The organism is Chitinophagaceae bacterium, from assembly GCA_016717285.1.
Classification (GTDB): Bacteria; Bacteroidota; Bacteroidia; order Chitinophagales; family UBA10324; genus JACCZZ01.
In genome coordinates this window covers 2,152,349-2,168,154 of the sequence record JADKFU010000005.1, presented here as the reverse complement: position 1 = coordinate 2,168,154, position 15,806 = coordinate 2,152,349, and the positions used below count along the sequence as shown (strand labels likewise).

The 15,806-nt window shown below is 42.0% G+C and carries 11 protein-coding genes; 6 read left to right on the top strand and 5 right to left on the bottom strand.

All coding sequences use genetic code 11. The features are described 5' to 3' along the window. Positions 1–44: 44 nt before the first annotated feature. Both IPO83_18545 and IPO83_18540 read left to right on the top strand, forming a co-directional pair. Positions 45–1,040: a hypothetical protein gene (locus tag IPO83_18545; GenBank protein ID MBK9733256.1), complete on the top strand. Its 996-nt coding sequence runs from the start codon at positions 45–47 to the stop codon at positions 1,038–1,040. A 308-nt stretch (positions 1,041–1,348) separates the two neighbouring features. Continuing rightward, on the top strand, positions 1,349–4,276 hold the full coding sequence (locus IPO83_18540) for a T9SS type A sorting domain-containing protein (protein ID MBK9733255.1): 2,928 nt from the start codon (positions 1,349–1,351) through the stop codon (positions 4,274–4,276). A gap of 178 nt (positions 4,277–4,454) precedes the next feature. Here IPO83_18540 and IPO83_18535 read toward each other — a convergent pair whose 3' ends face one another. Genes IPO83_18535 through IPO83_18515 form a run of 5 tightly spaced genes read right to left on the bottom strand, consistent with a single transcriptional unit; the run spans position 4,455 to position 10,201 of the window. Then, positions 4,455–5,513 (bottom strand): Gfo/Idh/MocA family oxidoreductase, encoded by a 1,059-nt coding sequence (locus IPO83_18535; protein MBK9733254.1) that lies wholly within the window; start codon positions 5,511–5,513, stop codon positions 4,455–4,457. Between the two features lie 29 nt (positions 5,514–5,542). Further along, the gene (locus IPO83_18530; protein MBK9733253.1) at positions 5,543–7,096 is read right to left on the bottom strand and encodes a DHA2 family efflux MFS transporter permease subunit; all 1,554 of its coding nucleotides are present in this window, start codon (positions 7,094–7,096) and stop codon (positions 5,543–5,545) included. 45 nt (positions 7,097–7,141) lie between these two features. After that, the gene (locus IPO83_18525) at positions 7,142–8,176 is read right to left on the bottom strand and encodes an HlyD family secretion protein (protein ID MBK9733252.1); all 1,035 of its coding nucleotides are present in this window, start codon (positions 8,174–8,176) and stop codon (positions 7,142–7,144) included. A gap of 25 nt (positions 8,177–8,201) precedes the next feature. Beyond that, complete coding sequence (locus IPO83_18520) at positions 8,202–9,578, bottom strand: TolC family protein (protein ID MBK9733251.1); 1,377 nt, start codon at positions 9,576–9,578, stop codon at positions 8,202–8,204. Positions 9,579–9,589: 11 nt separating this feature from the next. Then, positions 9,590–10,201 (bottom strand): TetR/AcrR family transcriptional regulator, encoded by a 612-nt coding sequence (locus IPO83_18515; protein MBK9733250.1) that lies wholly within the window; start codon positions 10,199–10,201, stop codon positions 9,590–9,592. 340 nt (positions 10,202–10,541) lie between these two features. Between IPO83_18515 and IPO83_18510 the strand changes: the two genes are divergently transcribed. The 4 genes from IPO83_18510 (at position 10,542) to IPO83_18495 (ending at position 15,806) form a co-directional block, all read left to right on the top strand. Then, the gene (locus IPO83_18510) at positions 10,542–12,101 is read left to right on the top strand and encodes a T9SS type A sorting domain-containing protein (GenBank protein MBK9733249.1); all 1,560 of its coding nucleotides are present in this window, start codon (positions 10,542–10,544) and stop codon (positions 12,099–12,101) included. A 256-nt stretch (positions 12,102–12,357) separates the two neighbouring features. Next, positions 12,358–13,788 carry a tRNA (N6-isopentenyl adenosine(37)-C2)-methylthiotransferase MiaB gene (gene miaB / locus IPO83_18505; protein MBK9733248.1) on the top strand — a complete coding sequence of 477 codons (1,431 nt, stop codon included), beginning with the start codon at positions 12,358–12,360 and terminating at the stop codon, positions 13,786–13,788. 274 nt (positions 13,789–14,062) lie between these two features. Further along, positions 14,063–15,256 (top strand): sigma-54-dependent Fis family transcriptional regulator, encoded by a 1,194-nt coding sequence (locus IPO83_18500; protein ID MBK9733247.1) that lies wholly within the window; start codon positions 14,063–14,065, stop codon positions 15,254–15,256. After that, positions 15,246–15,806 (top strand): LptE family protein, encoded by a 561-nt coding sequence (locus IPO83_18495; GenBank protein ID MBK9733246.1) that lies wholly within the window; start codon positions 15,246–15,248, stop codon positions 15,804–15,806. Before IPO83_18500 ends, IPO83_18495 begins: the two co-directional genes overlap by 11 nt.

Genomic DNA, 15,806 nt, shown 5'->3' with positions numbered 1-15,806 from the left:
ATAAGAGTTATTTACCTTCGGTTCCATCTACAACACTTGCAATAATGGCACACAGACTCAAACCTTCTGCTAAAGAGGATAACGATACGGGTCTCAGTACGAAAGTACAGGCAAGGAATCAGCGTGCAATTAAAAATGATGGCTCTTTCAATATCGAATACCGGGGATTAAATTGGTTTCGTCCGAGTGATATTTACCTGGAACTGATTACCATGCCTTTGATGAAATTTAACATCATTGTTTTTATTGCATTCATTACTGCAAATTCAATTTTTGCCTTCGTTTATTTTCTGATTGGGGTTCAACATCTCACCGCCTATGAAGGACATACCAAACTGGACGAGTTTTTACATGCCTTCTTTTTCAGTGCGCAATCACTAACCACTGTTGGATATGGTCGCATCGCACCGGTCGGTACCTTCATCAGTTTTGTGGCAACGTTTGAATCCATGATGGGCATTCTCACCTTCGCACTGGCGACAGGATTATTGTATGGCCGTTTTTCAAAACCCAATGCCAAGCTTGTGCACAGCAAAAATATGCTGATGTCGCCTTATAAGGAGGGAATGGGATTGATGTTCAGGATCGCTAACGGAAGAAAAACACAACTGGCGGAAGTGGAAGTGCAGGTGACGTTATCAAAAATTATCGTTGAAAAAGGGAAGGATGTACGAAGGTTTTATCCGCTTGATCTCGAACGCAGTAAAGTGGGAATGTTCCCCTTGTCATGGACTGTCGTACATCCCGTTACACAGGATAGTTTGCTTTTCGGACATACCAAAGAAATGATGGAGGATGAAGATGTGGAACTGATGGTTTTTTTCAAAGCATACGATGAAACGTTTTCGCAAAATGTTCATTACAGAATTTCATATCGGGCATCGGACCTTATCTGGGGCGCTAAATTCATCATCAATTTCGAATCGCAACAGGATGGTCCAACCATCCATTATCTCGATCGCATCAGTGATTTTGAAATGGTGGAATTGCCGCAGGAAAGGAGTGTGTCGCTGGGTCAGCAGGCGGTGAGTGATGAGTAGCAAGTAGCAAGTAGCAAGTAGTGAGTAGTGAGTAGTGAATAGTGAATAGTGAGTTGTTAGTCATTGGTCATTGGTGCATTTGGTCATTGGCACATCGGCACATTAATTTCAGCGGCACATCCTGCCTGAATACGAGCTCATCTTTTGACTGTGCGTAAAGTGAACAGCTACGATGAACATGATCCGAAAAAAAATGTACTTTTCCGCCCGTTCATTGAGTTTATAGTCGATAGTCCATAGTCCATAGTCGTTAGTCAGTGCTCCGTAATTCCTAATTCTTAATTCTTAATTATTAATTCCTAATTCCCATGACCAAACTCTTTACCCTCTTCCTCCTGCTTGCCGGTTTATCGATAACAGCCCGGGCCACAACAAAAGGCGATCCTTACAACCGCAGCTACATTCAAAACAATAAAGAACAACTGAATTACCAGCGACAGCAACAATTGCATCAAAGCAAGCAATGGTTGCAGTTCAGCAGCAAGCACCAGGGCTGGAAGGTGATATTTGATGAAAGAACAAGCATGCCGCACCGTGCTTATGGGTCGGGCATCACACTTTCAGGAAGCGGAGATGCTGCTTCAAAAGCATTTCAGTTTATTAAGACGGAAATGGCTTCATTCAACATAAACACAGATCAGTTGAAGCTTCGCAGTTCGCATGCCTCACCTAAATATAATTATGTCGATTACTATCAGACTTACCAGGGCATTGAAGTGCTGAACAGCCGGGTAACAGTTCGCTCTACAAAAGATGATCGTGTTGTATTGTTTGGTGCCGATGTGTTTAACGATATTCAGTTAAATATAAGTCCTTCACTTTCTGCTGATATCATCTCCTCTTACGCTATTGATGGAATGGGATATGAAATCACCGGCATCGCAGTAAATCCTGATGTTAAAGTGTTGCCAATTCCTGTGGGAGATTTATATGCTTACCGTTTGGTGTATGAAGTAACAGTTTCCTGTAAAAATTTTGAAGGTTATCCTGCACGCTATTACACGCAGGTAGATGCCAACAACGGAGAAGTGCTTTACCGCAGTAATCAGATCTGCAATTTTGATGATGAATTGATTGTAAATGCCACAGTGGCTGATCCTAATCCATGGGAGCCCAACGTAATCCGCGGCCTGCCTGATCTGAAAGTGACTATTGCCGGAACGGATTATTATACTGATTCAACCGGCACTTTGTTATTGGGCACTATTGCACTACCGGTAAATTCAACTATCAACCTCGTGGGAAAATGGTCAACAGTAGTGTCTGGAAATACAAGTGTAGCAACAACCAGTTTCACGAATAATCTCATAGCCGGTCTCAACCTTGTTTCTTTTGACACACATGCAACCATTGAAAAACGCAGTGCCTATTACCATGTGAATGTCGTGCATAATTTCCTGAAATTCCATTTACCGGAATATGAGGAAATGGATGAATCACTGATCACACGGGTCGAACGCACTGATGGCAGTTGCAACGCTTTTTATGACGGTTCATCCATCAATTTTTATCAGCAGGGTGGTGGTTGTTATGATCTTGCTTTGGCTGGGGATGTGGTCTATCATGAATATGGACACGGCATCGACATGCGTTTTTATGATTTTTATAGTAATGGCCTTGACAATGGTGCCATGAATGAAGGTTACTCTGATGTGTGGGGAATAGGAATTACAGATAATCCGATTTTGGGTCTTGGCTTCTCCGATACAAATCCTGAGGGATATGTTCGTCGTTACGACATCAATAAAAAAGTATACCCCCAGGATATTCAAGGTGAAGTGCATGCTGACGGTGAAATAATTGCCGGTTGCTGGTACGATACACGTTTAAATATTGGTAACAAAGACACGATGTTCAACCTGTTTGCTGAAACCCTTTTCGGACTTGCCGACGGACCTCAGGGACAGGAAGGCACTGTGTACAGAGATGTGCTGCTCGATGCTTTAGCCGCCGATGATAATGATGGAAACCTGAACAACGGAACGCCTCATGATCTCGCTATTCTGAGTGCGTTTGCTTTGCATGGCATATCGTTGATTGGAGATCTGAATCTCATTCATGCTGAACCGTTGGTAACGTTTTCAGCCACGCCTATCACTATTAAGGCCACCATCAACACTGATTTCCCGATTTACTTAGGCGATGCATTTTTACATTATAAATTGAACACCGCAACAGATTATCAAACCGTTCCAATGACGTTGCTCTCAGGTTCAAATTATGAGGGCTTAGTGCCTGCGCAGCCGCAAGGATCCATTCTGGATTATTATTTCACGGTAACGGATATATATGGAAGTGTCGCGTTAACACAACCGTCAAAAATTTTACAAGCCGATCCAAACCTGCCATATAAGTTGCTGATTGGGTATGATCAGTTGATTAAAGAAGATTTCGAAATATATTTTGGTGACTGGATCGCTTTAGATCCTTCAGATGATGCCGCTACCGGTGCCTGGACTTTTGATGAACCGGTGGGATCTTTCCTGGTACCAGGTGATCCTAATTCTATGGTGCAAACGGATAAAGACCATACGGATGACAATACGTTTAATTTCTGTGCATTCACAGGTAATGCAAGTGCCGGATCAGGTGCAGGTACGAATGATTGTGATGCAGGAAAGAATACATTGTACGGGCCGAAGTATGACGTGACTTCCTATCAGAATCCGGCTATTTCTTATTATCGCTGGTATTCAAATGATCAGGGTGCGAATCCAGGAAATGATTTGTGGAAAGTTCATATCACCAATGGCAACGGCGTTTGGGTGCCTGTTGAATTAACTTATACTGCAGACCATCAATGGAGAGGCAATGCATTCCGCATCAAGGATTATGTGGAGCTGACAGATAAAGTGCAATTGCGTTTTGTAGCATCCGATAGTATTATTGCCGGAGCGGATCTTGAAGGAGGCAGTCTTGTAGAAGCAGCAGTTGATGATGTAATCCTCTGGGAATTGGGTGAACCTACCATCGGTATACATGAATTAGAAAATATTGCGATCACTGTTGCACCGAATCCCGTGTCTGATGTGGTGATGTTAAAATGGAATGCTGTAACATCAGGTGTTACCAAAGTAGAAATGCTGAATACACTTGGCCGTTCCGTTTATCAGCATACTATCAATGGTTCTGTAAATCAACTGTCAGTTCCTGTTGATCAGTTTCCGGCAGGAATTTATACGTTGCATATTAATTCGGATAAATTTACAGGAAGTAAAAAAATAGTGGTGCAGTAGTTTAGTTAGAAAATATTCTATACCAAATTTCAAAGACCCTTGACGCATTTGTCAGGGGTCTTTTCTTTGCTTGAAATTTAATATTGCCTGGCTGGAATTTTAGAGTAGATTTTTTCATGCTTCGATTAATACTGTCGCCCTACGGGACTTAGTAATTCAACAATTCAACAATTCCACTTTAGCCCACCTTACAAATTCTCCCTTCCGAATTGCTTATCATTGCCAATTCAATAATCTTTATCGTATCTCTTGCTTGTTCCGGAGTAACTATCAAAGGCTCATTAGATAGAATAGCACCATATACATTTTCAAAAAATGCAGCATAATCACCTCGTTCACTTTCAACTTTTCCCTGTTGGTGATTCCCATTCACATCCGTATTAATCATTCCCCAAATTGATTCCGGTTCTACGCCCCAATCCGAGCTGTTGAAAGGTGTGTGTCCTTCTTTTAAGGCTGCTTCCTGCACATCCATCCCATACTTCACAAACGATCCTTGTGTTCCTGATAAGATGAAATGTGGCAACGGCTCTCTTACCAGCATGCCCGCCTTCAGCGTTACTTTCAACCCGGAATAAAACAACAGCAATTCAAATTGATCAATTGATTTTCCTCCCGGACGTTGTACCTGCATATTCGCAAATAGCTCTTCCGGCATTCCGAATAAACAAAGTGCCTGATCAATTAAATGTGATCCAAGATCATACAGAATTCCGGAGCCGGGCAGTTCCGTTTCACGCCATGAATTTTCTTTCAGCACATTTCTGAACCGGTCGAAATGCGCTTCGTACTCCACCAGCGTTCCCAAAAGTTTTCCATCAACTATTTTTTTTATGGTTTGAAAATCACTGTCCCACCTCCGGTTATGATGCACGGTGATTATTTTTTGTTGTTGCCTTGCAAGTGCTATTAATTCATCTGCTTCCGCAACCGTAAGCGTAAATGGTTTTTCAACAATCACATGCTTGCCGGCCAGCAATGCCTTTTTTGCAAGTGGGAGATGTGAAGTATTTGGAGTAGCGATGATGACCAGCTCAATAAACTCATCCGTAAAAATTGCATCTGCTGTTTCTACAATTTCTGTGTTGGGATATTGTGACTGAGCAATTAAGACAGCAGCCGCATTGGTAGTGTTAATTTTTTTCAGTGTGAATTTATCTGAACCCACAATAAAAGGTGCATGAAAAATCCGTCCACCTGTGCCGAAGCCGATCAGACCTGTTTCAATTTTGTTCATCTCACGAAAATAGAATGTAATTCAGACACTCAATGCGCATCTACCACAATACTACCTCCCTTTGGTCTGAGTGGTTGCAGAAACAACAAAGGAATACAGAACAAAAAGAAGATGCCCACAAAATAAAATCCATCAAGATAGGAGAGCAGGTACGTTTGTTTCACTACCGCACCTTCAATAGCTTTATAAGCAGCTTGCTGCGCATCTATCATTGAAAAACCCCTCACTGTAAAGCTGTGAACAAGGTTATTAAAACGTTCTGTGAAGGCAGGATCATACGCGTTTACATTCTCCAATAGAATATTGCGATGATAACCCTGGCGCAGATGCAGCATGGTGGTGATGATGGCAATGCCGAATGAACCTCCAAGTTGGCGCATCATGTTATTCAGTCCTGTTCCCTGCGCAATATCTTTTCCCTGCAAACCGGAAAGCGCAAGTGTGGTAAGTGGCACAAATAATAAGCTCAACCCCATTCCACGAATAATCAAGGGAATAATAAAATCATTCCAGCCTGAAGCCAGCGTAGATTGTCGTAACAATTCGGTAAACACAAAAAATAATACAAATCCTATCGTTGCCATGATTTGCGGAGGCACACCTTTTCGTAAAAAAACACCTACCATCGGCATCATAAATATGGTGGCCAATCCACCGGGAATAAGCATTTCTCCAGTTTGCTGCGCACTGAATCCTAAAAGGTTTTGCGCAAATATTGGAAAGATGAAGACGGAACCGAACAGTCCAAAACCAAGTATAAAAGTTAACAAAATACCAATGGAAAAACTCCTGTTTTTTAGAATCCTGATGTCTACTACGGGATTTGGCATGCTGAGTTCCTGCCACACAAAAGACACCAATCCGATAACTGCTGTTATGGCCAGCACTGAAATGTAAGGCGTCTCAAACCAATCCTCGCTTTCACCACGTTCTAAAACTATTTGCAACGATCCAACACTTACGGTCAACAGAAATATGCCAAGCCAGTCAATGCGTTGATTGGACATCGACTTATCCCGTTTACCCCTGATATATTCCAGCGTAAACATAGTGGCAATAATTCCCAATGGAATATTGATATAAAAAATCCACGGCCATGAAAAATGGTCGGTGATATAACCGCCCAGTGTTGGTCCGAGTGTTGGACCTACAACCACACCTAATCCAAACATCGCTGTTGCCATTCCCAATTGTTCTTTTGGCCATGTTTCAATCAATATGGCTTGCGCTGTGGATAGCAATCCGCCACCGCCTAATCCCTGTATGAACCGGAAAGCAATGAGTTCCCAGATGTTGTGGGCATTGCCACAAAAGAAAGACGCGACAGTAAAAAGTATGATGGAGAAAATGAAATAATTCCTTCTCCCGAATTTCAGGGAAAGCCAACCCGACATCGGAAGAATTATCACATTCGCCACGGCATATGCTGTAACCACCCAACCCACATCTTCGAGTGTTGCACCAAGGTTACCCATGATTTGCGGAAGCGAAACATTTACCACCGTAGTATCAATGAGTTCAAGCAATGATGCGAGAATCACAGTTAGTGTAATGATCCATTTCCGGAAGCCTGCTTCAGCCATTGTAAATAATTAAATCGTTTTCCTGAAAGGTTAATCAATGTTTGCTTATAAGTCAACCGTCACTTTCACACTCATTCCCGGTCTCAAAGCCTGCAACTGTTCTTTCGAAGTTGTTAATTTTATTTTTACCGGAATACGTTGTATCACTTTCACAAAATTGCCGGTTGCATTATCTGGTGGAAGCAATGAAAATTTGGCACCTGTAGCAGGAGAGAATGAATAGACTGATCCATCAATAGTAGTTTTTGGAAATGCATCCACTTTCAAGGTAACATGCTGTCCCTCCTTCATGTCATCCAATTGTGTTTCTTTAAAATTGGCAACCACATACACATTGGAATCTGATACTACCGTGAAAAGTGTCTGACCCGATTGCACAAGTTGTCCGGGCTGCACACTTTTTTTCGATGCAATGCCTGTTGCGGGAGCAGTAATTGTGGCATAGGACAATTGCAACAGCGCATAATCAAGATCCGCTTGCCTGGCAGTTACGTTAGATTGGGCGACGGTAATTTGTTGTGCTGTTGCATTGGTTTGTACCGTTCCGGTTGTAAGCTGCTTTTGCGCAAGTTGCAATCGCGATTCAGCAGATTCTTTTTCTGCTTTTACAGCATCATATTGTTGCTGGGTGACAGATTTATCCGCAAGCAAATTTTGATAACGGACGAAATCCTGCGTCGCTTTCCACACGTTTATTTTTGCATTTTCAATATTCGCCATTGCTGCATCATTGCTGGCATGCGTGGTGGAAACGTTTGCTTTAGCAACCAAAACATTTGCATTCGCATTGTCTAACGCGGCTTGTGCCTGTTCTACTTTAATGCGAAGATCGCGGTCATCAAGTCTGATTAGTACCTGGCCCTTTTTTACGTGTTGATTTTCCTCGAAAAGAATACTGTCTACATAACCGGTCACCCTGCTCACCACCGGACTGATATCGCTGTCAATTTGTGCGTCGTCAGTGTATTCATGATGCAGTGAATAAATGTATTCATTGATGCCATATCCGATACCGCCAATCGCGATGATTCCAAGTATTACCGGTAGCACTATTTTTCTTGATTTTTTTGCTTCTGACATGAAAATTTGAATTTATAAACTTTGATTATTGAATGGTTCCTGTTGCTTTCAGCAATTTGTAATAAGCTACCTGACCATCTGCTTTGCCGATGGAATAATTAATTTGCGCCAGCAGCAGGTACGATTGAGCATCAATCAAATCGCTGAAGAGCGCGACACTGTTGGTGTATCTTGAATTCTGGAGATTGTAATTTTCAGTCGCCTGAACCAATGCTTTTTCTAATGTAGTAAGCTTATCCGTTGATTCTGTATAACCAAGGTAGCTGGAATAGACTTCTGATTTCACCACATCACTGAGTTGATCATATGCGGTTTTTCCCTGTAAAACAATTGCTTTGCTTTCTGCTACCTGGTGTTTATTGGTAAAGAGTGTAGTAAGATTCCAATTGAGGTTAGCGCCAATATCCCACGTTAAATTAAACTGATCTACAGGTGGAATGTAACGAACATTAGGATTTCCGTAATAAATATTTCCGCCTACAAATATGGTCGGCCAGTAGTCTTTTTGTTCTACAATTAAACTGTTCATCGCAGCGAGGTTGCGTGTTTTCTGCGACTCAAGATCAGACCGGGTGGCGGCAGCAACCTGCAGATATTGATCAAGCGTCTGCAGCGTTGGTGTTTGAAAAACGCTGCTTGTATCAATCTTTGTTGGTGTTTCGGGAGGTGAAATACCAATCAGAAGGTTGAAATCGTAAATCGCTGTCTTTAATGAATTGGTTGCATCAATGGCTGCCAGCTCGAAATTTGTTTGTTGCAATTGCGCTCTTACTACATCATTGTGCAACGTTATGCCTTCTCTCTCGCCATCCTGCAATTCTTTGATCTGTTGCTTTACCAGGGCAAGGTTTTGATCGATGATCACCACACCTTTCGTCAGCTTGTAAATATTGAAATAGGCATTCACAATATTAAATGCCACTTCATCTTTGTCTTTATCTACATCCATGGCGGCAGCCTGGTTAAGATAATCTGCTGATGACTTACCGTATTTCAACTTGAGTCCGGCAAATACCAATTCATTCACTGAAAGTCTTGTTTGATAATTGTTCAGGTATACCGGAAATAATTCATGAGCTTCCGTTTCACCCGGAAACTGAATCAAATAAGCCGGTACATCGCTCAACCGGGAGTATCCGGCCGTAAGGTTAGCCATCGGATAAGCAAGGTCATACGTCTGTTTGTTTTTTGCGTCTGCTGCTACGGCTTTTGCCTGTGTTATTTGCAGTTGCTTGCTGTTTTCTAAACCCATTATCACAGCTTCCTGCAAAGAAAGTACAGGTAATGTTTGCGCAAATGAAGTAGTGGAAACAAGATACGCGATGTAGAAAAAAATCATCAGCCGGATTCTCTTGTTTACACGCAGTTTATTGCTAAGCATGGATAAGTGTGATTTATTCATGGTGTCAGATTTTAATTAATGATCAGGTAGGAACGTACAATGTCTTTCAGATAATTTTTCAATCTTTTTTTGGGCCGTGAATCAAAGATTGAGCCGTTACCCAGTTTTAATAATTTACCGGTCATCGTTTTTGACATGCTGCATTGATTGATGGTTCCAACAATGGAAACAACCAGCAGGTCAGCATCCACTTTACGGAATAGTCCCTGTTTTTGTCCGGCATAGATTAGCTTTTTCATCTCCTGTGAGTTTCTTATCAGGATGTCGGCTATTGCATCGTGCATTTTATTTCTTTGCTTCAGCATTAACTCATGGTGAAGTATTTTATGAAAATGCGGGAAGGTGGAAATCCTGTCGACATACAGATCAATGGCCATTTCAATTTTTGAAAAAGGATCCAGCACCGCATCGCGGTTAAGGGTTTCCAGTTTTTCGCGGATGAAACGGGTGCGGAATTCAACCAATGATTCAAAAAGCTTTTCTTTTGATCCGAAGTAATACGAGATCATTGCGATATTGATGCCTGCCTTTTTTGAAAGCTCACGAACGGAAGTGGCTTCAAATCCTTTCTCTGCGAATAACTCTTCGGCAGCTATCAGTATCTGGGTTCGTTTATCGTTCATAGGTAGGAAACCGGGCGCAAATTTAAACAATTGTTTAACTTAAACAACTGTTTAAGTATTTCAACTATCAGAAGGAGTTGACGTAACAGCTTAAAAAATATTTTGTAATCCTGATAGATTAGTAACTGACGGTTGCAATATTGGTTTTCAGACATTGGATTGCTATGCACAATTGAAGCAACATCCTCCGTGCCTCCGTGGCAATTAAAAAAAATCAGTGAAGCAACCTGGAAATTGCCTTGGTTCCTGCGCTACGTTTCGCCTGGAGATCATGAGAAAATTAGTAGCTTCGCAACACTTTCTTCCATTGCATTGTTTTACTTCCCATCAAATTTTTCTCATGAAAAAAACAATTACACTCTTTAGCTTTTTATTGGTTATCGGTCGTTTAAGTGCTCAAACTCCAACCTGGAGCGATAAAGTCGCTGCGATCATTTATGATAACTGCAGCAGTTGTCACCATGAAGGAGGCATCGGACCATTTTCGCTGATGTCGTATGATGATGCACTAACCAATGGTTATGGCATTTCAACACAGGTTGCTGCGAAGCTGATGCCGCCCTGGAAAGCAAATCCTGATTATGTTCATTTTCAGGATGAACGATTTCTTAGTGCAGAAGAAATGAACACCATTGCCGAATGGGTGAATGGTGGATTACCTTCCGGTAATCTCGCCGATGCGCCTGCCGCTCCTGTATTCAGTTCAAACTCACAGATGAATGAAATAAACCAGACGCTTGAATTACCCTCCTGGACGGTAAATACGGATATTGATCAATACCGGAGTTTTGTAATTCCGGCAGGAGCAAGTGCGGGAAAATACCTGAATCAGATTGAATATCAACCCGGCAACAATGCCATTGTGCATCATATTGTGATCTGGGCTGATCCTACCAATATTTCACAAAGCCTTGATGATCTTGATCCGTTACCAGGTTTCGAAAGCAATGGAACCATGCCTGCCAGTTTTTTCTCTTCACTGATAGGCGCCTGGGCACCGGGAACAGGATTGTTCAAGCTACCGGAAAACATGGGCATCAAGATTCAATCAAACTTTGATTATGTGGTGGAGATACATTATGCGCCGGGAAGTTTGGATCAAAGTGACGCGACGAAGATCAATCTGAAGTTTACAGATTATCCTGCCATTCGGGAAGTGTTCGTTGATGCCGTGTTGGAATATTTTTTCGGCATGACAGACGGACCATTATTTGTTCCCGCCAACACGGTCAAAACATTTCATGAAGCCTATGACCTCAACGGATATAATGTTTCATTGATTGGCATATTTCCACACATGCACCGCGTAGGAACATCGTTTAAATCATGGGCTGAAAGCAGCACCGGTGCCATCACGCCACTGATAGATATTCCGCAGTGGAGTTTTCATTGGCAGGGCTTTTATAACTATCAAAAACTTGTGCCGGTATTTAGCGGATCCACATTCTGGGGCGAAGCTACCTACGACAATACCACCAATAATGCTGATAACCCGAATAATCCGCCAATGGATATATCAGCAGGAGAACACACCACCGACGAAATGATGATTGGATTTTTCGCTTACACGGAATATCAGCCGGGCGATGAAGACGTGGTGCTTGATAGTACATTAGTATCAGGCGAAAGTAATGTACAACTCAATGAATCTTCCCTCAGTATTTTTCCAAATCCGGTTTGCGATCAACTCAAAGTGGAAGTTTCGCTGATTAAATCCGGTTTCGCGGTCTTTGAGTTGTATAATGTGAATGGCTCATTGATAAGGTCGTTGCCAATAAATTCATTGAGTGCAGGAAAGCATACAACCACTATTCCCGTCAGTGACCTTTCCAATGGCATGTATTTACTGAAAGTGCAAACTGCAAATGGCGTCACTACACAAAAATTTGTGAAAGAATAAATCAATTGAATCAATTCTTTTCAGGCAGCAATTGAAAATTTCAATGGCTGCTTTTTTTTGAATGGCTGTTTAATTTAAATGCTTTCACTCAATATCCAAATGGAGTATTACCCGACAAAATTTTACCATTATCATTTTCCGTGATTTCCGTACCAGGTGCCAAATATTTCAGGAATTGAAACACCACTCAGCCTGAATTCTTGTCACGGATCCCTCCCAAATTACTATCTTTGGCCTTCATTTTTTTAGCAAACAGATGCCTGTCACATTAGATGTTGCTGCGGAGATACACGATGAAAACCGTCAGGGTGAAGCCCTTGCGGTAAAGCATCCCGCTTCTGTTTCTTCCATCCGGCGAAGCTTTTATATCGAAAGCTATGGCTGTGCCATGAACTTCAGCGACTCGGAGATCATCGCTTCTATTTTAATGAAAGATGGATTTGCTGTTACAGAAAATTTCATGGAAGCTGATCTTGTGTTGATCAACACCTGTTCCATTCGCGAAAATGCAGAACAACGTGTACGCCAACGCCTGACTGAATTTAAGAAAGCAAAGCAAAATAATCCTGATACGCTAATTGGCGTGTTGGGTTGCATGGCTGAACGTTTAAAATCAAAATTTCTTGAAGAAGAGAAAATAGTGGATATCGTAATCGGACCAGACGCCTACCGTGATTTGCCCTTATTGGTTGCTAAAGCGGAAGACGGTCATAAAGGTGTGAATGTATTATTGTCGCGTGAAGAGACATATGCTGATATTAATCCCGTGAGGCTGAACAGCAATGGTATCACCGCATTTATTTCTATCATGCGCGGTTGCAATAACATGTGTTCTTTTTGCGTGGTGCCTTTTACACGCGGTAGAGAACGCAGTCGTGATCCGCAATCAATAATTGATGAAGCAACTGCATTGTTTGTGCAAGGCTACCGTGAAGTAACATTGCTCGGACAAAATGTCGATTCTTACTTCTGGAAAAACCCCGCAAGCGGTGACACTTTGAATTTTGCACAATTGCTTGAGCAGGTGGCGAAGGTGCATCCATTACTTCGGGTAAGGTTTTCTACTTCTCATCCAAAGGATATTACAGACGAAGTAGTGCATACCATGTCAGCTTACCATAACATCTGTAAGCACATTCACCTGCCTGTTCAATCAGGCAGTTCTGAAGTGTTGAAACGGATGAACAGAACGTATGATCGTGACTGGTATCTCGAACGTATTAATACGATCAGGAGCATTCTTCCGGGCTGTGGAATATCAACCGATATTATCACAGGGTTCTGTGGCGAAACCGAAAAGGATCATGCTGAAACTCTGAGCATGATGGAATATGTAAAATACAATCTCGCTTACATGTTCAGTTACTCCGAGCGACCCGGAACACCTGCGGAGAAGAATTTTACAGATGATGTTTCTGCTGAAACAAAAAGCCGGCGGTTGTCGGAAATTGTGGCGTTACAACATCAGCATCAGCAACAAATTCATGCAGGCGAAGTTGGCAATGAATATGAAGTGCTCGCGGAAGGAATTTCAAAACGTTCCAAAGATCAGTTGTTCGGCAGAACTACACATAATAAGGTCATCATCTTTCCCAAAAACAATATTTGTATTGGCGACTACGTAACAGTGAGAGTGGATGCTTTTACTTCGGCAACGTTGATGGGAGAAGTGGTGAGTAGTGAGTAGTGAGTAAAAGTCGTTAGTAGTTAGTCCTGAGTCGTTAGTAATTGGTCATTAGACATTAGTTCTTTAGTCAGTCGCAGGAGAAATAGTGAATGGTGAATAGTAAATAGTAAATGGTGAGTTAGATAACAGACAACAGACAACAGACAACAGACAACAGACAACAGACAACAGGAACAGTCAATAAAACATTATCTCAAATTTACAAAGCAATGCATCGGCACATCGGGGCATCAAAACATCGGCACATCAATTCATCCGCACATCAATAAATCCAGTGGAAATACAATCAATCAAACAGCGCTTCGCAATCATCGGCAATTCTCCTGGACTTAACCAGGCCTTGAGTGTTGCGATTTTGGTGGCGCCAACGGATCTCAGTACCTTAATTACAGGTGAAAGTGGAGTTGGTAAGGAAGTTTTCTCACAGATCATTCATCAACTCAGTCCGCGAAAACACAATCCCTTTATAGCGGTGAATTGTGGTGCCATTCCCGAAGGCACTATCGACTCTGAATTATTTGGACACGAGAAAGGATCATTCACAGGTGCGCACGAAGGAAGAAAGGGTTATTTTGAAACGGTGAATGGTGGTACCATTTTTCTCGATGAAATCGGAGAATTGCCCCTCGGCACTCAAGCCCGTTTATTACGCGTCCTTGAATCGCAGGAGTTCATCAGAGTAGGTTCTTCAAAAGTTCAAAAAACGGATGTCCGTGTAATTGCGGCTACCAATGTAAACTTGTTGGAGCGTGTGCACATGGGTCGCTTTCGTGAGGATTTGTATTATCGGCTCAACACAGTTCCCATTACGGTTTCACCATTGAGAGAACGAAAAGAAGATATCCCAGTGCTCTTTCGTAAGTTTTGTATTGACTTTGCAGAAAAATACAAACGTTCACCCATTCAATTAGATGAGCAGGCAAAGAATTTATTGACTAATTATTCCTGGCCGGGAAATGTTCGCGAATTGAAAAATATGGCGGAACAGGTTTCTGTACTTTCGAAAGAGAAATTTGTAACTGCCCACGAATTGCATGCTTTTATTCCTAATGCACCCCAAAGTAATTTGCCAATGCTTGCATCTTCTGGAAGCCATAATGCTGACTTCTCAGAACGTGAACTTCTTTACAAAGTGTTGTTTGATATGCGCAATGATATCAACGACCTGAAGAAAGTAGTGTACGGACTTATGCCGGCCGACCAACATCACCATGATGATGTTGCTTTAAAGAATGCTGAAATGTTTGCTGATGCCAAACCACATTCTGATAAAGCTATCGTGATAGATGCCATCCATGAGAAACCAATTGAGGTGGAAGAATCATTGTCGCTGATGGAGAAGGAAAAAGAAATGATTCAGCGGGCGCTGAAAAAGCACCGTCAAAAACGCAGAGATGCGGCTCGCGACCTCGGAATCAGCGAAAGAACATTGTACAGGAAAATCAAGGAATACAAAATTGCAGAGTAACACGTTTTCATTTCAGCAACAAACAGATAATACGATCATCCTCTTGTTTAAAAAATTGAATTACTTACTGCCTTGTATTTTCCTGCTCGCCTGTTCAGGTTGCGGCATCTATTCTTTTACAGGAGCCTCTATTGATCCCAATGTAAAAACCTATACCGTTCATCCATTTGCTAATCAGGCACAAATTGTTGTGGCTTCCCTTGCTAATTCGATGACGGAAGCATTGCGGTTTAAATTTATTACGAGCACGAATCTGAAGCAGGTGGAAAGTGATGGTGACCTTGAATTCCAGGCTGTGATAATGTCTTATCAGGTGTTGCCGGTGGCTCCCCAGGCCAATGAAATTGCAGCGGTGAACCGGTTAACCATAACTGTTAGTGTGGAGTATTTCAATCATCAGGATGAGAAGCAATCATGGACAAGCTCCTTCTCACGTTATGCGGATTATGACAGCAATAAGGATCTGGCAATTGTACAGGATGATCTCATAAAAGATATCAATGAACAATTGGTGGATGACATTTTTAATAAAGCAGTAGTAAATTGGTGA